The sequence below is a fragment of the Kitasatospora sp. NE20-6 genome (genome assembly GCF_045862635.1).
In genome coordinates, this window is record NZ_BPRL01000013.1 from 78,036 (window position 1) to 101,525 (window position 23,490).

24 protein-coding genes and 1 pseudogene are annotated in these 23,490 nt (G+C 74.4%); 18 read left to right on the top strand and 7 right to left on the bottom strand.

Annotated elements, in window-relative coordinates:
• Positions 1 to 182 precede the first annotated feature (182 nt).
• Positions 183 to 833: a helix-turn-helix domain-containing protein gene (locus SNE206_RS14130; RefSeq protein ID WP_100889990.1), complete on the top strand. Its 651-nt coding sequence runs from the start codon at positions 183 to 185 to the stop codon at positions 831 to 833.
• A gap of 94 nt (positions 834 to 927) precedes the next feature.
• Positions 928 to 1,719: a hypothetical protein gene (locus tag SNE206_RS14135; RefSeq protein WP_407913766.1), complete on the top strand. Its 792-nt coding sequence runs from the start codon at positions 928 to 930 to the stop codon at positions 1,717 to 1,719.
• Between the two features lie 70 nt (positions 1,720 to 1,789).
• Here the strand turns inward: SNE206_RS14135 and SNE206_RS14140 are convergent, their stop codons facing one another.
• Positions 1,790 to 2,272, bottom strand: a complete 483-nt coding sequence (locus tag SNE206_RS14140) for an Lrp/AsnC family transcriptional regulator (protein ID WP_405013130.1) — start codon at positions 2,270 to 2,272, stop codon at positions 1,790 to 1,792.
• 215 nt (positions 2,273 to 2,487) lie between these two features.
• Here SNE206_RS14140 and SNE206_RS14145 point away from each other — a divergent pair, with 215 nt between their 5' ends.
• Positions 2,488 to 3,108 carry a VOC family protein gene (locus SNE206_RS14145; protein ID WP_407913670.1) on the top strand — a complete coding sequence of 207 codons (621 nt, stop codon included), beginning with the start codon at positions 2,488 to 2,490 and terminating at the stop codon, positions 3,106 to 3,108.
• 41 nt (positions 3,109 to 3,149) lie between these two features.
• On the opposite strand, the gene SNE206_RS14150 is transcribed toward SNE206_RS14145, so the two are convergent.
• A complete protein-coding gene (locus tag SNE206_RS14150; protein ID WP_407913671.1) occupies positions 3,150 to 3,680 on the bottom strand; it encodes a hypothetical protein in 531 nt (176 codons plus the stop codon).
• A gap of 167 nt (positions 3,681 to 3,847) precedes the next feature.
• Between SNE206_RS14150 and SNE206_RS14155 the strand changes: the two genes are divergently transcribed.
• The 4 genes from SNE206_RS14155 to SNE206_RS14170 all read left to right on the top strand — a co-directional run bounded on the left by SNE206_RS14155 (position 3,848) and on the right by SNE206_RS14170 (position 9,638).
• Positions 3,848 to 4,564 carry a response regulator transcription factor gene (locus SNE206_RS14155; RefSeq protein WP_407913672.1) on the top strand — a complete coding sequence of 239 codons (717 nt, stop codon included), beginning with the start codon at positions 3,848 to 3,850 and terminating at the stop codon, positions 4,562 to 4,564.
• A gap of 143 nt (positions 4,565 to 4,707) precedes the next feature.
• Positions 4,708 to 6,108: a histidine kinase dimerization/phospho-acceptor domain-containing protein gene (locus tag SNE206_RS14160; protein WP_407913767.1), complete on the top strand. Its 1,401-nt coding sequence runs from the start codon at positions 4,708 to 4,710 to the stop codon at positions 6,106 to 6,108.
• A 328-nt stretch (positions 6,109 to 6,436) separates the two neighbouring features.
• Positions 6,437 to 7,963: a cellulose binding domain-containing protein gene (locus SNE206_RS14165; protein ID WP_407913673.1), complete on the top strand. Its 1,527-nt coding sequence runs from the start codon at positions 6,437 to 6,439 to the stop codon at positions 7,961 to 7,963.
• Positions 7,964 to 8,213: 250 nt separating this feature from the next.
• Positions 8,214 to 9,638, top strand: coding sequence for a glycosyltransferase 87 family protein (locus SNE206_RS14170; RefSeq protein WP_407913674.1), 1,425 nt, complete (start codon positions 8,214 to 8,216; stop codon positions 9,636 to 9,638).
• 215 nt (positions 9,639 to 9,853) lie between these two features.
• Here the strand turns inward: SNE206_RS14170 and SNE206_RS14175 are convergent, their stop codons facing one another.
• On the bottom strand, positions 9,854 to 10,270 hold the full coding sequence (locus SNE206_RS14175) for an SsgA family sporulation/cell division regulator (RefSeq protein WP_407913675.1): 417 nt from the start codon (positions 10,268 to 10,270) through the stop codon (positions 9,854 to 9,856).
• A gap of 212 nt (positions 10,271 to 10,482) precedes the next feature.
• Here SNE206_RS14175 and SNE206_RS14180 point away from each other — a divergent pair.
• The 3 genes and pseudogenes from SNE206_RS14180 to SNE206_RS14190 all read left to right on the top strand — a co-directional run.
• Positions 10,483 to 10,608, top strand: a pseudogene (locus SNE206_RS14180) (DUF2510 domain-containing protein); the annotation flags it as partial.
• A 1,329-nt stretch (positions 10,609 to 11,937) separates the two neighbouring features.
• Positions 11,938 to 12,435 (top strand): RDD family protein, encoded by a 498-nt coding sequence (locus tag SNE206_RS14185; RefSeq protein WP_407913768.1) that lies wholly within the window; start codon positions 11,938 to 11,940, stop codon positions 12,433 to 12,435.
• Between the two features lie 143 nt (positions 12,436 to 12,578).
• A complete protein-coding gene (locus tag SNE206_RS14190; RefSeq protein WP_407913676.1) occupies positions 12,579 to 13,298 on the top strand; it encodes an RDD family protein in 720 nt (239 codons plus the stop codon).
• Between the two features lie 75 nt (positions 13,299 to 13,373).
• Here the strand turns inward: SNE206_RS14190 and SNE206_RS14195 are convergent, their stop codons facing one another.
• Entirely contained in the window at positions 13,374 to 13,670 is a 297-nt protein-coding gene (locus SNE206_RS14195; protein WP_407913677.1) for a hypothetical protein, read from the bottom strand.
• A 246-nt stretch (positions 13,671 to 13,916) separates the two neighbouring features.
• Here SNE206_RS14195 and SNE206_RS14200 point away from each other — a divergent pair, with 246 nt between their 5' ends.
• The 6 genes from SNE206_RS14200 to SNE206_RS14225 all read left to right on the top strand — a co-directional run bounded on the left by SNE206_RS14200 (position 13,917) and on the right by SNE206_RS14225 (position 19,059).
• Positions 13,917 to 14,597 carry an endonuclease V gene (locus SNE206_RS14200; protein ID WP_407913678.1) on the top strand — a complete coding sequence of 227 codons (681 nt, stop codon included), beginning with the start codon at positions 13,917 to 13,919 and terminating at the stop codon, positions 14,595 to 14,597.
• 158 nt (positions 14,598 to 14,755) lie between these two features.
• Positions 14,756 to 15,241, top strand: a complete 486-nt coding sequence (locus tag SNE206_RS14205) for a hypothetical protein (protein WP_407913679.1) — start codon at positions 14,756 to 14,758, stop codon at positions 15,239 to 15,241.
• A gap of 67 nt (positions 15,242 to 15,308) precedes the next feature.
• Positions 15,309 to 16,721, top strand: coding sequence for a hypothetical protein (locus tag SNE206_RS14210; RefSeq protein WP_407913680.1), 1,413 nt, complete (start codon positions 15,309 to 15,311; stop codon positions 16,719 to 16,721).
• A gap of 113 nt (positions 16,722 to 16,834) precedes the next feature.
• Positions 16,835 to 18,289, top strand: coding sequence for a type VII secretion-associated serine protease mycosin (mycP, locus tag SNE206_RS14215; RefSeq protein WP_407913769.1), 1,455 nt, complete (start codon positions 16,835 to 16,837; stop codon positions 18,287 to 18,289).
• A gap of 89 nt (positions 18,290 to 18,378) precedes the next feature.
• Complete coding sequence (locus tag SNE206_RS14220) at positions 18,379 to 18,579, top strand: hypothetical protein (RefSeq protein WP_407913681.1); 201 nt, start codon at positions 18,379 to 18,381, stop codon at positions 18,577 to 18,579.
• 33 nt (positions 18,580 to 18,612) lie between these two features.
• Complete coding sequence (locus SNE206_RS14225; RefSeq protein WP_407913682.1) at positions 18,613 to 19,059, top strand: HIT family protein; 447 nt, start codon at positions 18,613 to 18,615, stop codon at positions 19,057 to 19,059.
• An 80-nt stretch (positions 19,060 to 19,139) separates the two neighbouring features.
• On the opposite strand, the gene SNE206_RS14230 is transcribed toward SNE206_RS14225, so the two are convergent.
• Together SNE206_RS14230 and SNE206_RS14235 are read right to left on the bottom strand one after the other, a co-directional pair.
• Positions 19,140 to 19,631 carry a GNAT family N-acetyltransferase gene (locus tag SNE206_RS14230; RefSeq protein WP_407913683.1) on the bottom strand — a complete coding sequence of 164 codons (492 nt, stop codon included), beginning with the start codon at positions 19,629 to 19,631 and terminating at the stop codon, positions 19,140 to 19,142.
• A gap of 510 nt (positions 19,632 to 20,141) precedes the next feature.
• The gene (locus SNE206_RS14235) at positions 20,142 to 20,780 is read right to left on the bottom strand and encodes an NAD(P)-dependent oxidoreductase (RefSeq protein WP_407913684.1); all 639 of its coding nucleotides are present in this window, start codon (positions 20,778 to 20,780) and stop codon (positions 20,142 to 20,144) included.
• Between the two features lie 122 nt (positions 20,781 to 20,902).
• Between SNE206_RS14235 and SNE206_RS14240 the strand changes: the two genes are divergently transcribed.
• Positions 20,903 to 21,337, top strand: a complete 435-nt coding sequence (locus SNE206_RS14240) for a winged helix-turn-helix transcriptional regulator (RefSeq protein ID WP_407913685.1) — start codon at positions 20,903 to 20,905, stop codon at positions 21,335 to 21,337.
• 172 nt (positions 21,338 to 21,509) lie between these two features.
• The gene (locus SNE206_RS14245) at positions 21,510 to 22,040 is read left to right on the top strand and encodes a DinB family protein (RefSeq protein ID WP_407913686.1); all 531 of its coding nucleotides are present in this window, start codon (positions 21,510 to 21,512) and stop codon (positions 22,038 to 22,040) included.
• A gap of 199 nt (positions 22,041 to 22,239) precedes the next feature.
• On the opposite strand, the gene SNE206_RS14250 is transcribed toward SNE206_RS14245, so the two are convergent.
• Positions 22,240 to 23,331 carry a DUF2332 domain-containing protein gene (locus SNE206_RS14250; RefSeq protein ID WP_407913687.1) on the bottom strand — a complete coding sequence of 364 codons (1,092 nt, stop codon included), beginning with the start codon at positions 23,329 to 23,331 and terminating at the stop codon, positions 22,240 to 22,242.
• Positions 23,332 to 23,490 lie beyond the last annotated feature (159 nt).

A 23,490-nucleotide genomic window follows, 5' to 3' on the forward strand; every position in this document is an offset into this window, starting at 1 on the left:
CTACCTTTCCCCCACGCTCTCTCGAACGACCACCCACAGCCGAGACGGGCACCGCGGAGTTGTGCCCTCGTCGATGACGCCGAGACCTCCTCCGGCGCGGACAACCCCACCTGCGCGTGACACCCCCGTCCCGGCCCGCCTTCCGTCGGCGCCGGCGACGCCGCGGAAAGGATTTGCGCGTCGTGACTGCCGAAACATCCCAGACCCTGGACCGTGGTGTCCGGGTCCTGAAACTCCTCGCCGACTCCGAACGTGGTCTCACCGTCACCGAGCTCGCCGCCCGGCTCGCCGTGAACCGCACCGTGGTCTACCGCCTGCTGGCGACCCTGGAGCAGCACGGCCTCGTACGCCGCGACATCGGCGGCCGTGCCCGCGTCGGCCTCGGCGTCCTGCGCCTCGCGCACCGCGTCCACCCCCTGCTGCGCGAGGCCGCCCTGCCCGCCCTCCGCAGCCTCGCCGAGGACCTCGGCGCCACCGCCCACCTCACCCTCGTCGACGGCAACGAGGCCCTGGCCGTCGCCGTCGTCGAACCCAGCTGGACGGACTTCCACGTCGCGTACCGCACGGGCCTGCGCCACCCGCTCGACGAGAGCGCGGCCGGCCGCGCCATCCTGGAGGCCCGCGGCTTCCCGAACCAGCGCCGCCCCGAGCAGGGCTTCGTGATCACCCGGGCGGAGGAGCAGTCCGGCGCCAGCGGCGCCGCGGCCGCACTGCTCGGACTCAGCGGGATCGAGGGCAGCGTCGGCGTCGTGATGCTCAACGGGCTCGTGCCCGAGCGGGTCGGACCGCGCGTCGTCGAGGCCGCCACCGAAGTGGCCGACGCGCTGCGCTGACCCGGGGCCGTCCTCCGGTAGCCGTGTCCGGCGGCCCGGACGGCCGCGGGGCCGGCCGCCGGTGTGGTTCGATGCGGGTGTGTCTGACGCAAAGCTGCCCACGGCCCTGACGGCCCCCCGGACCCGCGCCCTCGCCCTGTGCGGCGGACTGGTGCTCGCGCTCTTCGGCGTGGCCGCGTTCGCGCCGCTGCCGTTCACGCTCACCCGGCCGGGCGTCACCGCGGACACCCTCGGCACCTACAACGGCGCCCCGGTCATCACCATCACCGGCGCGCCCACCCGGACCACCAGCGGGCAGCTGCGCGCCACCACCATCTCCGCCACCAACGCCGGCGAGGAGATCAGCTTCCGGACGGCCGTGGTGGCCTGGGTCCGCGGCGACGAGGCGGTGCTGCCGAGCGACGCCGTCTACCCCCAGGACGACCCGGGCGACGCGGAGCAGGAGACCGCGCACCAGATGACCGAGTCGCAGGACAGCGCCACCGCCGCGGCCCTCTCCTACCTCCACCTCTCGCCGTCGCAGGTGACCGTGAAGATCGACCTCGGCGACATCGGCGGCCCGAGCGCCGGACAGATGCTCAGCCTCGGCATCATCGACAAGCTCAACGGCAACGGCCACGGCGGTGACCTCACCGGCGGACGCATCATCGCCGGCACCGGCACCATCGACGAGCGGGGCGTCATCGGCGCGGTCGGCGGCATCCCGCTCAAGACCCGCGCCGCGGCCCGCGACGGTGCCACCGTCTTCCTGGTGCCGAAGAGCGAGTGCTCCGACGCCAAGGTCGACACCCCGGACGGCCTCCGGCTCGTACCGGTCACCACGCTCGCGTCCGCCGTGGCCGCGCTCGACGCCCTCGACAAGGGCGGCGCCGTCCCGTCCTGCTGACGCCGTTCCGTCCTGCCGGCGCCGTGGCGCCCGGGGCGGTGCGTGCGACGTGCCGAGGGGCCCGGCCCGGTCACTCCCGGGCGGCCTGTTCCACCAGCGGAAGGATGCGGTACGACACCGGGTTCTCCAGCGCGATCGCGGTCGAGGCCCGGACGATCCCGTCGAACCCCACCACCCGGTCGATCACCCGCTGGAGGTCCGCGTTGGAACGCGCCACGATCCGCACCAGCATGTCGCCCTGCCCGGTGATGGTGTGGAGCTCCAGCACCTCCGGCACCGCGGCCAGGTGCGCCCGGACATCGGCCCCCTGGCCCTGCGAGATCTCCAGCGTCGCGAACGCCGTCACCGGGTAGCCGAGCGCCGCCGGGTCGACCTGCGGGCCGAACCCGCCGATCACCCCCCGCGCCTGCAGGCGGTCCAGCCGGGCCTGCACCGTGCCGCGGGCGACCTGCAGCCGGCGCGAGCACTCCAGCACACCGATCCGCGGCTCCTCGCTGAGCAGGCGGATGAGCTTGCCGTCGAGCGGGTCGATGGCGTCGTTGGGGGAGTGCACGGCTGCTCCGTCCGATGGGCGGGCCGGCCGGGAGCCGGCGCCGGTGGGCAATCTGTCCAGTCGGTGCCGCCATTGTCGGCCCGTCCGGCACAGCTTGCCCAGGAGGAAACGGAACACTTGCGCAGCCGTGTGAGCCGCGCCACTCTCCTGCACACCCCGCGGGTGGCCCCCGCACCGTCGCCGTACCGCCCCGGGGACGACAGGGGAGGCCCGCCATGCCCGAGCACGCCCACCGCTCCGACCACGCACACGGCTCCGAACACCTCCACCGGCCCGGGCCCGTCCGCCGCACCGGGCCCGTTCACCCTGCCGGGCACGCGTACGGCACCGGCCACGCGTACGGCCCCGAGGAGGGCGGCCGCACCGCGTACGCCCACGGGCCCACCTGCCTGACCGACGCCGTCGTGCTCGCCGTGCACGACGCCGACCGGGCGGCCCGGCACTACCGGACCGTGCTCGGCATGCGCGGCATCGCGTACGCCGGACCGGAGACCGGCAGCCCGCACCTGCGCTCGTACGTGCTGGAGTGCGGCGGCGCACGGTACGTCCTGAGCTCGGCCACCCGGCCCGACGGGCGGCTCGCCCGCCATCTCGCCGACCACGGCGAGGGTGTCGTCGAGCTCGCCCTGCGCGTGACCGACGCGTACTTCGCGTTCGACTACGCCGTCGACCGCGGCGCGGAGGCCGTCACCGAGCCGTACGAGCTGAGCGACCGTCACGGCACCGTGGTGATCGCGGTCATCGGCACGGCCGGCCCCATCCGCCACACCCTGGTCGACCGCACCCGCTACGCCGGGCCGTACCTGCCCGGCTACCTGCCCTTCCCGCCCGGGTAGCCGGGGCGGGCCCGTGCGGGTGCCGGAGGGTGCCAGGGGTGTCAGCGGACGACGGTCTGCACGTCCGGTGCGTGGCCGTTCCAGGTGACGAAGACGGAGTTGGCGCTGTCGTCCTTCGAGAAGTCGATGCGCATCCAGTGGTCGCCGTTCCAGACCTGCATCTGCCAGCCGGCGTCCGGGGTCGCGGAGACGAGCTCGGCACTGTCGGGCCGGATGTCCAGCGCGACCCTGCCGCCCGGCACCAGGTAGCTGTGCACCGTCGTCGGCGTGCTCGGCTTCTTCGTCCGCGGCGGCTGCGTGGTCGCCGTGCGGATCGGGCTGGGCAGCGTCGGGCTGCCCGACGGCGTCGGGGCCGACGGGGACGGCGGCTGCACCGCCGACGGGGAAGCGTCCCCGTAGGACGACGACGTCGCCGGCGGCAGGCTCAGCTCCGCCGCCGTCGGCAGCGGCACCGCCTGCGGCCGTTCCGACCCTGCCTCCGACAGCACGGCGTGCACGCCGCTCCAGGACAGCGCGACCGCCGCTCCGGTCGCCACCGCCCAGGCCCCGATCTGTACGATTCCGTTGCGCATTGTGCGGACATCCTGCCGTATCGGGCCCGGTCACGGACGGGCGGGCCGGTCGATCCCGCCGATGCCGGGGGCAGCCCGCACGGCGTGCCCGGAAGCACCGCGGCAAACCGTCACATTCCGCTCCCGGTACAGACCAATGGCGGCCCGATGCCGTACCGTGCAGGGCCATGGCAACAGTGCTCGTGGTCGAGGACGACCCCTTCGTACGCTCCGCGCTGATTCGACACCTGGCCGAGACCGGCCACGCGGTGCGCAGCGTCGGCACCGCGTTGGAGGCACTCCGCGAGGTCGCCCAGGTCGGCTGCGACCTGGTGATCCTCGACCTCGGCCTGCCCGACCTCGACGGCAGCGAGGCGCTGAAGATGATCCGCGGCCTCACCGACGTGCCGGTGATCATCTCCACGGCCCGCGACGACGAGGCCGAGATCGTCCGCCTGCTCAACGCCGGCGCCGACGACTACCTCGTCAAGCCGTTCTCCGGCGAACACCTGACCGCCCGCATGACCGCCGTGCTGCGCCGGCTCGGAGGCGGCAGCGCCCCCGCACCCCAGGTGCTGCGGGTCGGCGGGCTCGCGATCGACGTCCAGCGCCGTCAGGCCGCGCTCGACGGACGGTCGCTCGACCTGACCCGCCGTGAGTTCGACCTGCTCTCCTTCCTCGCCGCCCGGCCCGGGGTCGTCGTGCCGCGCAAGGAGATACTCGCCGAGGTCTGGCGCCAGACGTACGGCGGCGACCAGACCATCGACGTCCACCTCTCCTGGCTCCGCCGCAAACTCGGCGAGACCGCCTCCAGCCCGCGCTACCTGCACACCGTGCGCGGTGTCGGTGTGCGCCTGGAGGCGCCGCGGGGCGCGGCCGCCGATCCGGTGGGCCTCCCGACATGAGTCCGCGTGGTGCCGGACGGCCTGGCCGGACGACCCCCGTCGCGCCGGCCGCGCCCGGCCAGGTGACCGGTCCGGGTGCCAATCAGGTGAGCAGTGGTCAGGGGGCCGGGCAGGCGCCCGGCCGGACGCGCTTCACCCGCTCGCTGCGGTGGGCCCTGATCAAGGCCGCCGTCGCCGGGACGACGATGGTCGCGCTGGCGTTCCTCATCCCGCTCGGCCTGATGGTGCAGCAGACCGCCAGCGACCGCGCCTTCACCGCGGCGGAACGCCAGGCCGCCGCCCTCGGCCCGGCCCTCGCCATCACCACCGACCAGGACCCGATCGCGCGCGCCGTCGCCTCGACCGACGCCGGTGCGCACGACCGCGTCGCCGTCCACCTGCCCTCCGGCGCGGTGGTCGGCGAAGGCCGGGCCACCTCCTCCGACATCGCCACCGCAGGCGGCGGCGGGGGCGTCGGCACCGTCCGCTCCTTCACCGTGAAGGTCGCCGGGGGCTTCGCGCTGCTCCAGCCCGTCGCCGTCGAGAACGCCCGGGTCGCCGTCGTCGAGGTCTACGTCGCCGAAGCCGACCTCACCCACGGAGTCGGCACCGCCTGGCTGGTGCTCTCGCTCGTCGCCCTCGGCCTGGTGGCCATCGCCGTGCTCGTCGCCGACCGCACCGGCGCCCGGATCGTCGGCTCCGCCCGCCGGCTGGCCTCCGCGGCAAGGTCGCTCGGGTCCGGCAACCTGACCGTCCGCGTGCCCCTCGACGACGCCCGTGCCCAGGGCGCACCCGAGGAACTCCGGGAAGCCGGGCACGCCTTCAACACCATGGCCGACCGCGTCGTCCACCTCCTCGCCGCCGAGCGCGAACTCGCCGCCGACCTCTCCCACCGGCTCCGCACCCCGCTCACCGTGCTCCGCCTCAACGCCGCCTCGCTCGGCGACGGCGACGCGGCCGACGCCACCCGGCACGCCGTCGCCCAACTGGAGCGCGAGGTCGACCAGATCATCAGATCGGCCCGGCGCGGCCGCGAGGAGACACCCGCCGTCGTCCTCGGCTGCGACGCCGCCGAGGTCATCCGCGAACGGGTCGGGTTCTGGTCCGCCCTCGCCGAGGACGAGGGCCGCCCCTGGCAGCTCGCCGGGGCCGACGCCCCCGTCCAGGTGCCCGTGCAGCGCGGCGACCTCGCCGCCGCGATCGACGCCCTCCTCGGCAACGTCTTCCGCCACACCTCGATGGGCACCGCCTTCGCCGTGGACGTCCTGGCCACCGACACGTCCGTCATCGTGCTGGTCGGCGACGCAGGCCCCGGCTTCGACGACCCCGACGCCGCCATCGAACGCGGTGCCGGCCACGGCGGCGAGGGCTCGACCGGACTCGGCCTGGACATCGCCCGCAAGCTCTCCGAGGCCACCGGCGGCGATCTCGCCCTCGGCCGCTCGGCCGGCCTCGGCGGTGCGGAGATCCGGATGCGGCTCCACACCGGCCCGGCCGAGGAACCCGCGCGCGCCGGGCGGCGCCGGGGCGTCCGGCCCGGTCGGCGCCGCGCGGCCCGGGTGTAGGCCGGGGCCTCCCGCGGGTGCCCGGGCGGGTGGTGGTGGTGCTCGCCCGGGGCGCCACCGGGTGAGTGCGGACCGTGGTGCCACTTCGTGGGCGCGGTTCGTGGGTGCCGGCTCCCGGGCTCGTGGGTGCCGACTCCCGTGCGCGGCCCGGGGCGGTGCTCGCGGGCGATGCTCGCGGGTGCAGCCCGGACGAGTTCCTTAACGGCACCCTAAGGGAGACCTACCCCTCTCTGAGCAGGGGGTTTGCGGCCGTTACGGGCCGGTAGCGTCTGCGGCGCCCGGGCTCGTCGAGACCCGGCCCGACCCTCTCAGCGGAGGTACGCAGACCATGCCGAGCCAGCCCACCCGACGTCAGGGCCACCGCCGTCGCAGCCGTAAGGGCACGATCATCGGTGCCTCCGCGATCGCCACCGTGATCGTCACCGGCGGTGTGGTCGCGCTCGCCACGTCGGCCGGAGCCGCCTCGCTCGGCGCGGTCTACAGCCGTACGAGCGCCTGGGAGACCGGCTACACCGGTCAGTACGTGGTCACCAACCCGGCCACCGCGCCCATCGACGGCTGGACCCTGAGCTTCGACCTGCCGGCCGGCGCCAAGATCTCCTCGCTCTGGAACGCCGGTTTCACCGTCTCCGGCCAGCACGTCACCGTCAAGCCGGAGGCGTGGAACAAGAGGATCGAACCGGGCCGGACGGTCGACGTCGGCTTCGTCGTGCAGGGCTCCGGCGGCGCGCAGGCCGAGCCCGCCCACTGCCTGATCAACGACGTCTCCTGCTCCACCGGCACCGGTCCGACGCCCACCCCCACCGGCCGGCCCACCACCCCGGCGCCGAGCCCCTCGGCCACCGCCACCACGGCGAAGCCGACCGTCACCGCCACGCCCACCGCCACGGCGACGACGCCCACCCCGACGCCCACCGCCACCGCCGATCCGTCCGCCGGCGGCCGCTTCGCCCCGTACGTCGACACCTCGCTCTACCCGGCGTTCGACCTCGTCGGCACCGCCAAGGCGACCGGCGTGAAGACCTACAACCTCGCCTTCCTCGTCTCCGGCGGCGGCTGCACCCCGAAGTGGGGCGGCGTCAGCGACCTCACCACCGACGCGGTCGCCGCGCAGATCGGCGCGCTCCGGGCCGCGGGCGGCGACGTCCGGGTCTCCTTCGGCGGCGCCAACGGCAGCGAGCTCGCCACCGCCTGCTCCTCCGCGACCGACCTCGCGGCCGCCTACCAGAAGGCCGTCGACGCCTACGGCCTCACCAAGGTCGACTTCGACATCGAGGGCGGCGCGCTCGCCGACACCGCCGCCAACACCCGGCGCGCCCAGGCCGTCGCCCAGCTCCAGCGCACCGCCGCCGGCAAGGGCCGCACCCTGGACGTCTCCTTCACCCTGCCCGCCCTGCCCACCGGCCTCACCCAGGACGGCATCAACCTCGTCGCCGGGGTGAAGAGCGCCGGTGTGAAGGTCGGCGCCGTCAACATCATGGCGATGGACTTCGGCGACGGCGTCGCCCCGAACCCGCAGGGCCGCATGGGCAAGTACGCCATCGACGCCGCCACCGCCACCCAGGCCCAGGTGAAGAGCGTGCTGGCGCTGAGCGACAGCGCCGCATGGGCTGCGGTCGCCGTCACGCCCATGATCGGCGTCAACGACGTCGCCACGGAGGTCTTCACCGTGGCCGACGCCACCCAGCTCGCCGAGTTCGCGAAGACCAAGCACCTCGCCTGGCTCGCCATGTGGTCCGGCACCCGCGACAAGGCCTGCCCCGGTGGCGCGAAGGCCTACGCCGACGCCAGCTGCAGCAGCATCGACCAGCAGCCGCTCGCCTTCACCCGCGCCTTCGCCGCGTACACCGGCTGACGACCTCGCCCGGCGACGGGCATGACGACGCGGTGGCACCTTCCGGATCACGGGGCCGGAAGGTGCCACCGCGTCGTCGTGCGTCGGCGCGTGTCGTCGCGTCCGCCCGGGTCCGTCCGGGTCCGCCCGCGGCAGTCCCGGGTGCTTGGGTCCGGCGGCCGTCAGCCCCGGGCGGCGACTCGGCGACCGGGGAACCCGCGGGGGCTTCAGGTAGTGTCGCTAGCTGGTTCACCGGCGGACGGAGCGGAATGTGACAGCGGTGCGAGAGGCCGACCGGACACCCCGGCGGCAGCCCGGACACCCGCCCGAGCAGGCCCCCGCCGGGGGCGGCCCGGCCTCCACCGCGTTCGTCCGGGCCCTCCGGGAGGCGCCCCGCAGGCCGCTCGCCGCGGCCGCCGCGGTGGCCCTGGTGTCGCTCCTCGCGTACGCGACGGTCCGGCACTTCGTCGGCACCTCGATGGTCGACATGATCGTCTACCGGGCGGAGGGCGCCGCCGTCGCCCACGGAGGCGACCTGTACGCGCTGCGGGTCACCGAGTGGAACCTGCCCGCCACCTACCCGCCGTTCGCCGCGATGCTGTTCGTGCCGACGACGTGGTTCGGCATCGGATTCCTCCGGATCGCCATCACGGCCGGCAACGTCGTGCTGCTCGGCGTGCTCGCCCACCTCGCCTTCCGGCTGGCCGGCTGGCCGCGCCGCGGGGCCGGACCGGTCGGCGTCGTCCTCGTCGCCGGTCTCGGCGTCTGGCTCGAACCCGTCTTCACGACGCTCCGGTACGGGCAGATCAACCTCGCCCTCGCCTGCCTCGTGCTCTGGGACCTCACCCGGGCCGACCACCGGACCGACGGCCCCGGCCGCCGCTCCCTCCTCGGCCGCCTCCCCCGGGGCGTCGCGATCGGCATCGCCGCAGGCATCAAACTCACCCCCGGGCTGTTCGCGGTCTACCTGCTGATCACCGGACGCGTGCGAGCCGCGATCACCGCCGGGCTGACCTTCCTCGCCACCGTCGCGGTCGGCGCACTCGTCCTGCCCGACGCCACCTACGGCTTCTGGACGAAGTACCTCTACGACTCCACCCGGGTCGGCAAGACCGAGATCGTCGACAACCAGTCCGTGCGCGGCGCGGTCGCCCGGCTGCTCCACTCGGCGGACCCGGGCACCCTCGCCACCCTGGCCGGGGCCGCCGTGGCCGTCGCCGGACTCGCCGTCGCCGCCTGGGCCCACCGCAGCGCGCGGTGGCTGCCCCGCGGCGAGGCCTGGGGGATCTGCTGCGCGGCGGTCACCGCGGTGCTCATCTCGCCGATCAGCTGGACCCACCACTGGGTGTGGTGCGTCCCCGTGCTCGTCCTGCTCGCCGCCGAGGCCGCCCACGAACGCTCGCGGCCGACCGCCGTCCGACGGCTGCGGTGGCGGCCGATCTTCGGGGCGACGCTGCTGGCCTTCCTGTCGTTCGGCATGTGGGTCGTCCCGCACAAGGGCGATCTCGACCTGCACCTCTCGCCGCTGCACCAGCTGCCGGCGGCGGTGTACCCGCTGGTGGGCGTCGGCTTCCTCGCCGTCGCCGCGGTGCGGGTGGGCGCACGTCGGCGGGCCGCCGGCGAACCCATGCTCCGGCTGCCGCAGCAGCGGCTCGCCCCGGCGGCGGACGTTCCGGTGGTGGACGCTTCGGCGTAGCGCGCTTCGGCGGCGGACCGGTGAGGTGCGGCTGCCGGTGCCGGTGCCGGTACGACAGTGGCTGCGGGCGTCAGGGGTGAACGCTCACCGCCGCGTGAAGGGTGACGCCCGCGGCGACGTTCACCCGGGGGCGGGCATGCACCGTGCGCCCGGCCCGTCCTGGCCGCCCTGCCCGCGCCGCCGTCCGTACGGTCCGCCCGCCGACCGGCGCGCCCTCATGCGAGCAGCTCGGCCAGACAGTGGTCCAGGTCCAGCGCCGCCAGCTCCCGACCCGGCGGCACCAGCCGGTGCGCCCGCTCCAGCCAGCCGGCGACGGACGCCAGGGGGGCCTCCAGCAACGCGTCGCCGGCGGGCGAGCTCAGCGCCAGGCACAGCACGCTGCGCCGCCCGGCCCGGGTCGGCCAGATCCGCACGTCACCCTGCCCGCAGGGCCTGAAGGTGCCCTCCACCAGCAGCTCCCGGGAGAACACCCACGTCACCGGCGACCCCGTGTCCAGGTGGAAGGTGATGTGCACGGCGAACGGGTCGTGGCTGCCGTACGACAGCCGCGCCGGTACCGAGACGCTCCGCTCGGGGGACAGCACCAGTTCCACGCCAAGCTCCAGCTCGACCACGCTCGGGCTCTGTTCCATGACGGCATCCCTCTCCGCTCGCGTCCGGGCCGTTCCGGCCCTTCGGAAGGGGAGAGCGGTGCGGGCGGGCTCTCTTACACACCTTTCGGAACTTGTCATTTACGGACAACGCCCGAGGAGCCGACGGTCGAGGTACTACCCTTTGTGACTGCGTGGCGACTGTCCGCCTGCACATCCGAGCGCCTTCGGCGCGGCCACGAAAGAAGAACCGCATGACGGACCGGCCTCACGGCAGTGCGGACACCGCCGTCGGCCCCGTGCCGGGCTACTACCCGGACCCCTCCATCCCGGGCTTCGTCCGTTACTGGGGCGGCACCGCCTGGGTGCCGGGCACCACGCGCCCCGCGCCGGTGGAGGGCGAGGTGCTGGAACCACCCCGGATGCGGAGCCGCCAGGCCGCCGCCCCGGCCGTGCCGTCCCCGGTCGCTCCAGCTGTGGCCGTGCCGCCCGTCGCCCCGTCGCCTGCGCAGGCGAGCCCGGCAGGGGCTCCGGCGGAGGCCCAGGCGGCCGCGCATCCGGCCGTCACCGGGCCTTCGTCCGGGCCTTTGTCCGGGCCTTTGTCCGGGCCGTCGACGCCGTACGGCCTGTCCGAGCCGCAGGGGCCGGACACCCGGACCGGGCCGCTGTACTTCGACGAGACCTCGGGCGGCGCATCCTTCGTGATGGCGCCGCAGGGCGAGCTGGAAGTCCGGCCGCGCGCCGATGTCGAGCCGCTGCGCGCCGATGTCGAGGCCCTTCGTCCGGTGCCGCCTGCGGACCTGCGTCCGGCGGAGCTGCGCCCTGCGGCGGTCCCCGGAGCGAGGCCGGCACCGGGAGCGGCGTCGCCGGCCGGCCCGGCCGTAGCCGTGGCCGGCGGTGCGCGGACGGCCGCCCCCGCGCTCGGGTCGGGCTGGCAGGCTGATCCGCAGGCGCAGCGCGGCCTGCTGGAGACGGGTGCCGCGCCGCGCTGGGTGTCATGGGGCGTCCTCCCTGCGGCTGCCGAGGGTCCGGGGGTGGGGGTGGACGGCCGGCCGTCCACCGCCGACCATCCGGCCGCGCCGCCGTCCTTCCCGGCACCGGCGCCCGTGCGTGCCCTTCAGGTGGAGGTGGATCCCGGACCGGAGCCCCGGACGGTCGGCGAGCCGGAGGACGGGGCCGTCCCTGAGCCCGGGGGCGGGTTCGAGTCGACCGCCGCCAAGGCCGCCGGACCCGCCGGTGGTCCTGCCGCGGCAGGGCTTGCGCAGGGCGCCGAAGGATCCGTTGTCCCGGGCCAGGAGCGGTCGGGCTCCCGTGCTGCCGGTGCCGGTCCCGGGCCGCATCGTGCCGAGCGGGCGCCGAAGGTGGTGGAGGTGGCGGAGGCCGCGGTGGAGGCCGTGGTGGAGAACGCGCCCGAGTCCGGGGCGTCGGCTGCCGTCGTACCCCGGGCCGCTGTCCCCTCCTCCTCCTCCTCCTCCTCCTCTGCCGCCGCTGCCGCGCCTCCCGCTGGATCCCCCGTTCCCGCGCCCGCCGTCCCTGCGGCCCCTGGACGGCCTCGCCCGGCTGCCGCCCGTCAGGCCGCCGGGGCGACGGTCCCGGCACCCGGCTCGGCGCCGTCTCCGAAGGTTTCGCGGCCCGGCGCCGCCGGTGCCGAGCGGGGGAAGCCGGCCCGCAGTCGGAGAAGCGCCGAGCGGGAGCGTCCCGCGCCGCTGGTGTCGGCCGGGCTGGGGCGGCGGTGCGCGGCCCGGATCGTCGACACGCTGGTGTCGGCCGTGGTGGCCGCCGCGGCCGGGGTGCCGCTGGCTGCTTCGGCGGCCGCGCACGTACGGGAGAAGGTCGAGCAGGCCCGGGCGGCGTCCACGCTGGCCGGCCGCGAGGTCACGGTGTGGCTGGTCGACGATGTCGTGATCGGCAAGGCGGGGGTGCTGGTCGGCGTCCTCGTGCTGCTGGGCGTGCTGTACGAGGTGCTGCCGACCGCGCGCACCGGCCGGACGCTCGGCAAGCGGTTGGCGCGGATCCGGGTGGTCGACGTCCGCCGTTCGGGTGGCGGGCGCCGGCCGCCGTCGTCGGGCCGGTCGTTGTGGCGGTGGGCCGTCAGGCAGACGGCGGTGCTGCTGCTGCCGGTGGCGCTGCTGTGGGTGCTGCTGGACCGGCGTTCGCGCCGCGGCTGGCACGATCGTGCGGCGGGCACCCGTGTGGTGAAGGGCTGAGGCGCCGTCATCGCGGGTGATGGGCCGTCCGGTCGTGATGGTGCCCGCGCGGGGCACGGGCGGGGCGCGCGACGCCCGTGGCAACGTATCAAAACGGTGCAGATGTCCCGATTCCATGGCATTTGCAGTGTTCTACTCGGTGCATGAGCACCCATGACCCCTCAGCCCAGGAGCCGGAAGGGGGCGGCACGCCCTCCTTCGACAAGCAGCCCCCGCCCGAGGGCCCGCCGTCCGGTGCGCCGTCCGACCCGCACGGCACGCCTCCGCCTCCCCCTCCCGCGTCCGGCAGCCCGTACGACGCCCCCGGTGACTACGACGCCGCGTACGGGGCCCCGCCGCCGTCCGGCTTCGGTGCACCGCCGCCCGGCGGTCCGGGCGGCGCGGGGCCTGCGGGTGCACCCGGCGCGGCAGGCGCGCCGGGTGCCGGGCCCGTGCCGGGCATGCCGCCGCTCGGCAGCTGGCCGAGCCGCATCGTCGCGCAGATCGTCGACTACGTGCTGGTGCAGGCCGTCGCCGTCCTGGTGGTCCTGCCGTTCGCCAGTCTGGGCAAGCAGGACGGGTGGGTCAGTGCCACCTGGCTCGGCTACCTGTTCTACCTGGTCTACCAGGGGCTGATGATCAGCCGCGACGGGCAGACGCTCGGCAAGAAGCTGATGAAGGTCCGGGTGGCGATGCTGGTCGACGGGAGCGTCCCGACCCCCGCCGCCGCCTGGACCCGGGCCGCCACCTTCGTGGTGCCCGCGCTGATCTGCTGCGGCGCGCTGTGGTGGCCGATCGACGGCCTGTTCGGCGTCTTCGACAAGCCGTACCGCCAGTGCATCCACGACAAGGCGGCCAAGACCGTCGTCGTCTCGGCGGCCTGACGGCCGATCGCCGCCGGAAGGCCGCGGGCCGACGCCCGCCCGGTCCCGCCCGGTCCCGCGCGACGCAGCCCGGCGTCAGCGCCCGGCGTACTCGGGGCGCGGCCCCGGCACCCCGGCGGTTCCCGCGCCGGCACCGGCGCCCGCCGCTGCCGACACGCCGCGGGCGCCGGACCGCGTGGCGCGCGCCAGCTGCCGCTGGCTGGAGAGCGTCATCAGCAACGCGGTCGCGAGTGAACCGAGAGTCACCGCGAAGACCATCAGCACCACGACCTCGAACACGGACGTGGCGCCCGAGACGGCCAGCAGGGCGACGGCCGAGGCCACGACGGTGAAGGTGCCGGTGCAGAGCTGAGGGAGAGTCGGGCGCGGCATGGCATTCAGTCCTTCACACGGGGTCGGATGTCGGGTGTCCGCTCGGTGGGGATCCTGTGAGAGGTGTACCCAGCACGGAGGGCCTCTACGTCCAGCCTAATCCGGCATATGCGCCGCACGAGGGGCGCACGGGCTCACGGGCGGCCGCAGCCGGCGCCACGGGGCTGCGCCCCTCCCGTCGGAGCCGCTCGGTACGGTGGGCCTCCGAGCACGACGGATCCGACGCGACGTGATGCAGGGGGAGACGTGACCGTACCGGAGGACTGGCCCGCCGACGAGGCCGCCGCCGTGGCCGAGCAGCTCCGCCTGCGGCCACGGGTGTCCACGACCGGGCCCGCACCGACGGCGGGATCGCTGGTGGCCGGGGTGGACGTCGCGTACGACGACGAGCGGGACGTCGTCGCGGCGGCGGCGGTGCTCCTCGACTACGCCACCCTCGACGTCGTCCACGAGGCGACGGCGGTCGGCCCGGTCGCCTTCCCGTACCTGCCCGGGCTGCTGGCCTTCCGCGAACTGCCCGCCGTCCTCGCCGCCCTGGACGCCCTCCCGGTGGCGCCCGACCTGGTGGTGTGCGACGGCTACGGCATCGCCCATCCGCGCGGCCTCGGGCTCGCCAGCCACCTCGGCGTCCGAACCGGCCTGCGCACCCTCGGCGTCGCCAAGACCGCTTTCACGTTCGACCACGAGCCGCCCGCCGCGGAGCGCGGTGCGCACTCCCCGCTGCTCGACCACGACGGTGCCGAGGTGGGCCGGGCCGTCCGTACCCGCCAGGGCGTCAAACCGGTGTTCGTCTCGGTCGGCCACCGCATCGGGCTGGACGAGGCCGTGGAGACCGTCCTCGCCCTCACCCCCTCCTACCGCCTCCCCGAGACGACGCGTCGCGCCGACTCGCTCTGCCGCCGCACCCTGGCCCGGGCCGTCGCCTGACGGTCCGCCACGAAAATGCCGCGAAGCAGCGGTGCAGGTCAGCCCGGGGTCGCCGACCGGCCTGTGAGGGGCCGGTTTTGGCCCGACGTGGCATGTGTTAGACATAAGGGTTAGACCTGGGACATGACGTGAGGACGTACGGGGGAGGCACGACGGACGTGAGCACGGGGAGCGGTTCGAGCGGGGGTTCCGGCACCGGCTACCGCGTGGAAGTGGACAACCTGCGGGCCTTCGCCTCGCAGGTGCGGGGATTGCTGGGCGAGTTCGAGGCGTCGGCCGGCGGGTCGCGGGTGCACGGGCAGAGCGGTGTCGGCCGCTCCGCGTTCGGCACCTTCCCGGAAGCCGAGGCACTGCATGCCAAGTACGAACTCATGCGGGACAACCTGCGCAGGGTGCTCGACGCCCTGCAGGACGCCATCGACGAGGCGCAGCACAAGGCCGAGCTGACGGCGAGGAACTACGAGGAGCAGGAACACGAGACCTCGCATTCCCTCAAGGTCAACTCGGACGGATGGTCCGTGGGCAACACCGCGACACCTGTGACGGCCTCGTACACGGGCAGGTCGACTCCGGGGGCGGCCGGTCCGAAGGGGCCTGTCGGCCCTTCGCCGGCCGGTAGCGGGGATCCGCAGCCGTCATGGTGAGGCCGGGTCCCCCGGGGAGCGGTTCGATCGAGGCCAGTGTCGGGACGGGGAAGGAAGGCGCCCGAACATGAGTGACTACACCAATTTCAACGGCTACAGCCACGGTGCCATGCGCGGCATGGTCCAATCCATGGACTCCGGTGGCGTCATGGCCGCCAGCGATCCCTGGCGCAAGGCGTCCGACGCCCTCAAGCAGATCCGCACCGCGCTCAGCACCGCGTCGGCGGATGCCACGACCTCGTGGGACGGCGCGACGAGCGACGCCTTCCACACGAAGATGACGCGCCTGGCCGACGCCGTCAACAATGCTGCCGCGTACGCGAACGACGCTTCGGTGGCCATGCAGATGATGTCGGAGGCCATCGACACCGCCAAGCGGGACATGCCGGAGGAGCCGAGCTTCTGGGACAAGGCGGGGGACGCGATCAGCGACACCGCCAAGTCGACGGTCGGCGTCGACGACGAGGACACCCGCACGGCGGTCTCGGACGAGAAGAAGGCCCAGGCCGTCGCGGTGATGGAGACACTGGCGACCCAGTACCGCAGCGCGACGAACTTCCTGAAGCCGCCGAGGACCGACTGGGACAGTGTCGAGGACCTCCAGCCGCCGGACTCGTCCGGGGCGTCGGCCATCAGCGGGCTGCTCGTGGGCGGCGGGATGGGATTCGCCGGTGCCGGCCAGTCGGCGAGCCGGACCACGACCGCGAGCAGCAGCCGTTCCACCGTGAGCGCCGGCCCTCAGTCGCCGAAGGCGTCCAGCGCGCGGCTGACCGATGCGGGAATCAGCGGAGGTACGGCCAACCCGACCCCCAAGCCCAAGACGCCCGGGGTGGTCGGGCCGGGTACCGGCATCGACGGTGTCGGCGTCACGACTCGGCCCCCGACGTCGGGCGGTGTCATCGGCCCGGCTGGATCGGGGAGCACCGGCGGCGGCCAGCACCTCGGCGGTGGCGTCGTGGATGCCGGCCTGGCCGGTGGCGCCGGGCGCGGAGGTACGGGCGGTGCCGGAGGCGCAGGGGGTGCCGGGGGCGCCGGGCGCGGAGGTACGGGCGGCGCAGGGGGCGCCGGGCTCGGCCGCGGTAGTGCGGGTACCGGTGCGGCTGCCGGAACCCGGGGGAGCAACGCCTTCGGAGCGACGGGCATGGGGTCGGGTTCGGGCGCGGGTTCGGGCGCGGGCGGTGGCGCCAAGGGCGCGGGCGCCGGGCGGACCGGAGGCAGCATCGCCCGGCGAGGCGGCGGCGTGTTCGGCGAGGCCGCCGGTGGCGGTTCCGGGCGCGGCTCGTTCACCGAGGGCGGGTCCGGCCTCGGCCGGGGACGCGGTGGGCAGGGCGCCGGTGGTGCCGGGCAGGGCCACGGCCCGCTCGGCTCGCAGGCGGGCAAGAAGGACAAGAAGAAGGACAAGTCCCGCCCGGACTACCTGGTCGAGGACGAGGAGACATGGGCGTCCGGCGACCGGACAAACCCGAACGTGGTGGAATGAATCCGGTGCCCAGGTAGGTGCCGACCTGACTGGGCGTCTCGTGAACGTGGACGAGGCGCCCACCCGACCGATGAGGTGACGACGGCTTGGCGACCAGCCGACCGATGCGAGGCATGGCCGGGCTCGCCGTGGCGGCCCTCTTGTGGGGCGTCAGCGCGGCACCGGCCGGTGCGGACACCATTCGCGATGGCCAATGGCCACTGCTCAACTACCACGTGACCACGGACGTCTGGCCGATCAGCCAAGGCGAGGGTGTGACCGTCGCAGTCATCGACACGGGCGTGGCCGACCACCAGGACCTCGCCGGTCAGGTGCTTCCCGGTGCCGACTTCTCGGGGGACGGCGGCAACTACAAGGCCGACACGGTGGGTCACGGCACGGGCATGGCCAGTCTGATCGCCGGCCGCGGTCACGGCACGCAGGCCGGAATCTCCGGTCTGGCGCCCAAGGCCAAGATCCTCCCGATCCGCATCGGCACCTTCGACGTGGACGCGGGTACCGCGGGTACGGGCGACGTCGCGAAGTCCATCCGGTACGCCGTGGACCACGGGGCCACCGTCATCAACATGTCGATCGGCGGCAGCAACGCACTCGAACGCGAGGTGCGCGATGCGGTCACCTACGCGGTCCAGAAGGACGTCGTCCTCGTGGCCGCGTCCGGGAACGTCGGGGACCGGGGCATGCCGGTCGACTATCCGGCGGCCTTTCCCGGGGTCGTGGCGGTCACAGCGGTCGACCGGTCGGGCAACGCCTGGAGCAAGTCGAACGTCGGTCCTGAGGTCACGCTGGCAGCCCCCGGCGTCGACATCTACCGCGCAACGGCGAAGTCGTCGTCCTCCTACGGCAAGAGCAGCGGCACCTCCGACGCCACCGCCTACGTGTCCGCCATCGCGGCCCTCGTGCGCTCGAAGTACCCGAGCCTGTCGGCCGGGCAGGTCATCAACCGCATGATCAAGTCGGCCGTGGCCCCGCCCGACAAGTCGGCCGTTCCCAACGAGCGGTACGGCTACGGGATCGTCTCGGCGAAGGGCGCGCTGGCGCCCGACCCGGAGGTCGACGGGGGGCCGAAGGAGAACCCGCTGCTTTCGCGGGCGGAGTCGCGGGGCCCTGGCGCCACGGACGCGCCGTCCTCGCCGGCCGCCTCGAAGCCCGCGGGTGGCGGGGATTCCGCTGCTGCGGGTACCGGCTCCAGCAGCAGCGAGGGCGGCATCCCCGTCTTCGTCCTGGTCGTCGTGGCCGTGCTCGCCGTGGTCGTGGTCGGCGGCATCATCGTCCTGGTGAAGCGCTCGCGCGGCAACGGCGACGGCGGCGGCCCCGGCGGTGGGGGCGGTGGCTTCGTGCCGCCGACCGCGCCGCCGCCCTACGGGCCGGGGGCACAGCACTTCCCGCCGCAGGCGCAGCCGCCGTACACGGGACAGGGGCAGGGCGTGCCGCAGCCCCCGCACGTGGGCCAGGGGCAGCCGCAGGCGTACGGGGCCGGCGGGTCCTACCAGCAGCAGCCGCCGTACCAGCAGCAGTTCCCGCCGCAGCAGCCCCCTGCGGGCGGCGGTGGCGGCCAGTACCGCTGACACGCCTACGAACGGCGCAAGATCCGCCGTTCCCGACGGCCCTTCGGGTAGTGATGGCTCATCCGCCGTCACCGACCCGAAGGGCCGTCATGCTGAAGAAGTTCGTCTCCGTACTTGCCGTCGCCGCAGCCGTGACACTGTTCTCCGCCCCTGCCCCGGCCTTCGCCGACGGGCCGAAGACCCCGGAGGAGGCGGCTGTCTGCAAGAGCCTGCTGGCCTCGCTCCTCCCGGGCCTGGGCTCCACCGCGATCGAGGCGGTCTGTGCGATCCAGGAGGATGCCGCCCGCTGACCCGGGGCTTCCCCGGCGCACTACGCTCGGCCCATGGAGTGCTACACCTGTGCCCGGACGGCCGAGACAGACGGCTCGGCGCCGCGCGACCTGATCGGTTCCGACGAGTACTGGCGGGCCGCGCACGCCTTCGGTACGGCACTGCCGGGCTGGCTGGTTCTCGTCCCGCGCCGGCATGTGACGGCGATCGCCGAGCTGACGGACGACGAGGCCGCGGGCCTGGGACGCTGGCAGGTCAGGCTGTCCCGGGCGCTGGCCGAGGTGACGGGCTGCGCGAAGACGTACGTCGCGCAGTTCGCCGAGGCCGAGGGATTCGCCCACGTCCACTTCCACATCGTGCCCCGTGGGGTGGATCAGCCCGAATCACTGCGCGGGCCACGGGTGTTCGGGCTGCTCGGGGTCGACGAGGACTCGGCCGTGGCGCCGGAGGCGATGGACGGGATCGCCCTTCGCCTCCGGGCCGCGCTGGACGCCTCGTGATCCGCCTGCCTGGCAGTGCCTGACGCGCATCACCCGCACGCCGGACGGACGCGTCCCGGCGGGGGCCTGACCCCCACCGCTCACGCGAGATCCTTGGACAGCCAGACCTCGGCGTAGGGGTCGTCCCCGTACGGGGCGGTGGGACGGTAGCCGAGGCCGGTGTAGAGCGCGAGGGCCTCGTGCAGGTCCTTACGCGTGTTGAGCAGCATCCGCCGTACGCCGTGCTGCCGCGCAGCCTCCTCCGCGGCCCCGATCAGCCGCCGTCCCGCACCGCCGCGCCGGGCGGGCCGGGAGACGTAGACCCGGGTCAGTTCTCCCACGTGGGGCTCCAGCCAGCGGATTCCCGCACAGCCCACCGGGGTGCCGCCTGCCCGGGCGATCAGGAACGTGCCGCGTCCGTCGCGCAGGTCGGCGCTGTCGCCGGCCTCCTGGGCGATCTCCGCCTCCTCCGCCGGCCGGCCGTGGTACCGGCTGATCAACTCGTCCAGGTAGTCGTGCAGGAGGGACTTCGATGCGGCGTGGTCGACCGGTTCGGCCGTGACGGACCAGGTCTCGGGGGATGCGACGTTCATGACGGGCATTCTGTGCGGCGGCCGGGCCGGGTCGCCAGCCGTTATGGCGGGACGGTGGTCCCGCGGCGGTGGACGGGGCCGGGCGGGGGTTCCGGCGCCGGGGCGGGCTGCGGCCGGCCCTTCGGGCGTCGCTTGGGGTCCGTGGTTCGCCGTTCGCCAGGTGGATCACCGATCGTCAGCTGCCGGGGCGGATTCACTCGGAAGGGGTAGGAAATGCTGGACCCCCCGAGTTGTCCACAGGCAGGAGCAGGGCGCCCCGGCACGGTGCGGACCCGTGTTCCCCTGGGGCCATGACCGAACAGCCCTTCCGTACGACCGTCCATTGCGGCTGTGTGACCCTGCGGTGCCCGACCGCAGGCCGGGTGGTGCCCGCCGTGCGGCCGCTCTCACTCGGCCTGCCGACGGCCAGGCCGCCGCCCTGCCCTGCCCGTTGCCCAGCCGATCGTCCGCCCGTCCGGCCGTCCGGCCGTCCGCCCGTCCGCACCGGGCGGAGCCTGCGGGCCGTGGCCGTCAGGCCCAGACGGCGACCTGCGTGCGATGGTGGGCCGGCCGCTCGGCCTCGTCGACGACGGCGATCGCGAGGTCCGCGTGCGAGATGTGCCCGCCCCCCTCGGGCAGGACCGGGCCGCCGATCCGGTACCTGCCCGTGCGGACCCCGTCGTGGCCGAGGTCCATCGGCGGTGTGACCACCACCCAGTCCAGCCGTCGCGGGGCGCCGGACAGCACCTCCAGGGCCGCCTGGTGACCGAGCGAGAACGCGCGGTACTCGGACGGGAACTCCGGCCCGTCGTGCACGAGGACGCCTGGTGCGACCGCCAGGGTGGTGGCCACCCCGACGGTCACGAGCCGGGGCACGTCCGCGCCCTGCAACCCCGTGACGAGTGCGGAGGTGGTCGTGCGGTAGAACTCCGCGGCGGCGACATCGGCGCGGTACAGCGCGGCTACGGCAACCGCGTGCCCCGCCCCGGTCCTGGCGACGGAGTCCGGGTCACCCGCGTCGCCGGCCACCAGTTCCACCCCGGGGGCCGCCAGGTCGGCATGCCGCTCCGGCGTGCGGACGACCGCCGTGACGGCCAGTCCGCGCGACACCGCCTCGGCGACGACGGCCCGCCCCACCCGCCCGCCTGCTCCGAACACCACAACACTCACCAGGACCACCCCATCGACACATGCATGGGCCGATGCGCTCATCGGCCGCGATGCCGTGACGGTAGGACAGGAGGTGTCGGTTACTTCAACGGTACCGGCGGTACCCGCAGTACGTTCTGGGCATGACCGGAATGCGTTCCCCGTCCGCGGCCCTCCCGCCGCCCGCCTCGCCCCTCCCACCGCTCACCGCGGACTTCTTCGGCACGTGCGCGGACGGTGGCCAGCGGCTGCCCGTCCGGGGCAGCGAGAAGTGGAGCTGGAAGATCATGCGGTGCCTGGAGAGCGGGCCGCGGCGCTTCACCGAACTGAAGGTGCCGCTGGTCGGGATCACCCCCAAGGTCCTGGCGGAGTCCCTGCGCGCGATGGAACGGGACGGGGTGGTCGCACGAACCGCCTACGCGGAGCAGCCGCCCAGGGTCGAGTACGCGCTCACCCCGCTGGGCCGCTCACTGTTCGGCCCGATCGATGCCGCGTGTGCCTGGACCCGCGCGCACCTGGACGAGATCCGGGCCGCCCGCGCCTCGTACGGCGAACGGGAGGTCGCACGGGAGGCCTGACGGGAGGCCGCACGGACCGAGTGGTGGCCTGTGCCCCCGTGAGGACCCCGGCACCTGGCGGGCGTCGAGCTGCTCGGCGGCAGGCGTCGGGACGCAGGGGGTGGCAGCATCTTGGCGGAGACTGGCGTTCCGTGGCCTGGTGAGGCGCGCAGGGCGGCGGGATGCTGAGGGCATGATCATTCCTGACGCCAAGGACTGGACCTGGGTGCTCGAACGCCCCTGTAGCGACTGTGGGCTGAACGCCTCCGGAGTGGTGCGCGAGGACGTCGCCGGCATGGTCCGCGCGAACGCCGCCTCATGGGTGACGCTGCTCGCGGGCGATCCGGCCGAGCTGCGCCACCGCCCGCAGCCGGACGTGTGGTCGCCGCTGGAGTACGCGTGCCATGTGCGGGACGTCTTCCGGATCTTCGACCTGCGGCTGGCCCTGATGCTCACGCAGGACGATCCGACCTTCCCCAACTGGGACCAGGACGAGACGGCGGTCGCGGAGCGGTACGGCGAGCAGGATCCGGCGGTCGTGGGTCCGGAGCTCGCCGCCGCGGCGGAGCAGTTGGCGGCGGCGTTCGACCAAGTGTCGGGCAGCCGGTGGTCCCGTACGGGGCTGCGGAGCGACGGCGCACGGTTCACGGTGGAGACCTTCGCGCGGTACCTGATCCATGACCCCGTGCACCACCTGTACGACGTCACCGGCACTCGTCCCTGAGGTCACGCGCACGTCGGGGATCCGCCACCGTTCGCCCCCCGGCCGGGATGTTCGGGGGCCGGAGGCCTTGGGCACCCCGGACGCCCCGGATGCCCGCGCGTGCCACCCTCGTACGCCGTCGCCGAGTGTGGCGGCGCCCGGACGGGCGTCCGGGTGGCCAGGAGGCCGGGCGGCGGCATGGAGCCGCCCGGCGCCTCCGTCAGACCGCGACCGCGGCCTCCCAGCCCGGTTCGGCCGGCCATGCGGGCAACCCGTGCGGGACCGCCACGGCCGGCAGCCGGAGCGGCTCGACGCCCTTGCGGACGGTGAGGACGCAGGGGTGCTCCTGCCCGATCCTCCGGGGCTCGAAGGCAATGTGCGCGAACGGGGCGTCGTCCGTCGAGGCCGCCGCCAGCCGGTCCAACTCCTGCTCCACGAGGGCCCACTCGTCGGCCGGCACGTACTGCCGCATGATCGAGTGCCACACCACCGTGAGCGTTCCGGTCGCGACGTCCACGCCGCGCAGGAAGGCCGCGGCACCGATCGGCTCGACCGTGGTGGCCAGCTCCTCGGCGAGCTGCAGCGCGCCCGCCAGGCGGGCGGCCCGGTCGGCCTGGTCCGGCCACACGTAGGCCCGCAGGGCCAGCGCGCCGGTGGCCGATCGCGGCTCGATCGGGGTGAGATCGCAGCCTCGGCGTTCGGCGAAGACCAGCGGGGCGGGCTCTGCGGGCAGCCAGTCCGGCGGAGTGTCGCGCCAGGCCCCGGCGAGGTGGACGGGGGAGCCGGGCTGCCCGTAGGCGTAGCCGGCGGACGTGCAGTGGAAGCGGTCGGCCAGCAGGTTGAGCCCGGCGCTCGCGCCGATCTCGAACAGACGTACCGGGAGGCGGCGTTCGCCGAGCGTGCACAGCAGTCCCGTGATCAGGAGGTTCGCCCGGCCCACCTCGTTGGTCTGGGGCGGCCGGGTCAGCCAGTCGCGGACCCAGGGCAGGTTGTCGGCCACGGTCGCGCGGAGGGCCGGCCAGGGGGCGTCCGGCCGGTGCGGGTCGAAGGTGCCCCCGGCGCTGGGGTAGTGGGCCGCGAGTTCGGGGGCACGGCCCGTCAGTACGAGTGCGTGCACTCCGCCGAGGAGCCGCAGGGCGATGGCCTGCGGCCCTACGGCATCCTCGTGGCCCGCGATCGCGGCCGCGATCGGGCCGCCTTCCCTGATGTCCGCTGCTGCCCGCCGGAGGACGGCTGCGTACAGCGGGGAGCCGAGTTCGGCGCAGGCGGTGGCCTGCTGTTCGAACATGTCGGCGGCGTGCTCGATGGACATGTGGATTCTCCGTCCGGTCGACTGGAGATCATCATTCGCCGGTGGAGGCCGCCGCGTGAGCCGATCGGGCGGTGATTCGGATCACCGTCGCACCGGGTTCCGTCCGGCGGCCGGTGATCGACGGCGGCTGGTGCGCGACGGTGCCGGTGATCGACGCTG

What these genes read in the sequence shown, in the direction of transcription:
- SNE206_RS14250 (WP_407913687.1), bottom strand. Translation starts at nt 23,331, where the DNA reads ATGTCCATCGAGCACGCCGCCGACATGTTCGAACAGCAGGCCACCGCC.
- SNE206_RS14240 (WP_407913685.1), top strand. Translation starts at nt 20,903, where the DNA reads ATGACCGGAATGCGTTCCCCGTCCGCGGCCCTCCCGCCGCCCGCCTCG.
- SNE206_RS14155 (WP_407913672.1), top strand. Translation starts at nt 3,848, where the DNA reads ATGGCAACAGTGCTCGTGGTCGAGGACGACCCCTTCGTACGCTCCGCG.
- SNE206_RS14165 (WP_407913673.1), top strand. Translation starts at nt 6,437, where the DNA reads ATGCCGAGCCAGCCCACCCGACGTCAGGGCCACCGCCGTCGCAGCCGT.
- SNE206_RS14195 (WP_407913677.1), bottom strand. Translation starts at nt 13,670, where the DNA reads ATGCCGCGCCCGACTCTCCCTCAGCTCTGCACCGGCACCTTCACCGTC.
- SNE206_RS14245 (WP_407913686.1), top strand. Translation starts at nt 21,510, where the DNA reads ATGATCATTCCTGACGCCAAGGACTGGACCTGGGTGCTCGAACGCCCC.
- SNE206_RS14175 (WP_407913675.1), bottom strand. Translation starts at nt 10,270, where the DNA reads ATGGAACAGAGCCCGAGCGTGGTCGAGCTGGAGCTTGGCGTGGAACTG.
- SNE206_RS14150 (WP_407913671.1), bottom strand. Translation starts at nt 3,680, where the DNA reads ATGCGCAACGGAATCGTACAGATCGGGGCCTGGGCGGTGGCGACCGGA.
- SNE206_RS14210 (WP_407913680.1), top strand. Translation starts at nt 15,309, where the DNA reads ATGAGTGACTACACCAATTTCAACGGCTACAGCCACGGTGCCATGCGC.
- SNE206_RS14230 (WP_407913683.1), bottom strand. Translation starts at nt 19,631, where the DNA reads ATGAACGTCGCATCCCCCGAGACCTGGTCCGTCACGGCCGAACCGGTC.
- SNE206_RS14145 (WP_407913670.1), top strand. Translation starts at nt 2,488, where the DNA reads ATGCCCGAGCACGCCCACCGCTCCGACCACGCACACGGCTCCGAACAC.
- SNE206_RS14190 (WP_407913676.1), top strand. Translation starts at nt 12,579, where the DNA reads ATGAGCACCCATGACCCCTCAGCCCAGGAGCCGGAAGGGGGCGGCACG.
- mycP (WP_407913769.1), top strand. Translation starts at nt 16,835, where the DNA reads ATGGCCGGGCTCGCCGTGGCGGCCCTCTTGTGGGGCGTCAGCGCGGCA.
- SNE206_RS14225 (WP_407913682.1), top strand. Translation starts at nt 18,613, where the DNA reads ATGGAGTGCTACACCTGTGCCCGGACGGCCGAGACAGACGGCTCGGCG.
- SNE206_RS14220 (WP_407913681.1), top strand. Translation starts at nt 18,379, where the DNA reads ATGCTGAAGAAGTTCGTCTCCGTACTTGCCGTCGCCGCAGCCGTGACA.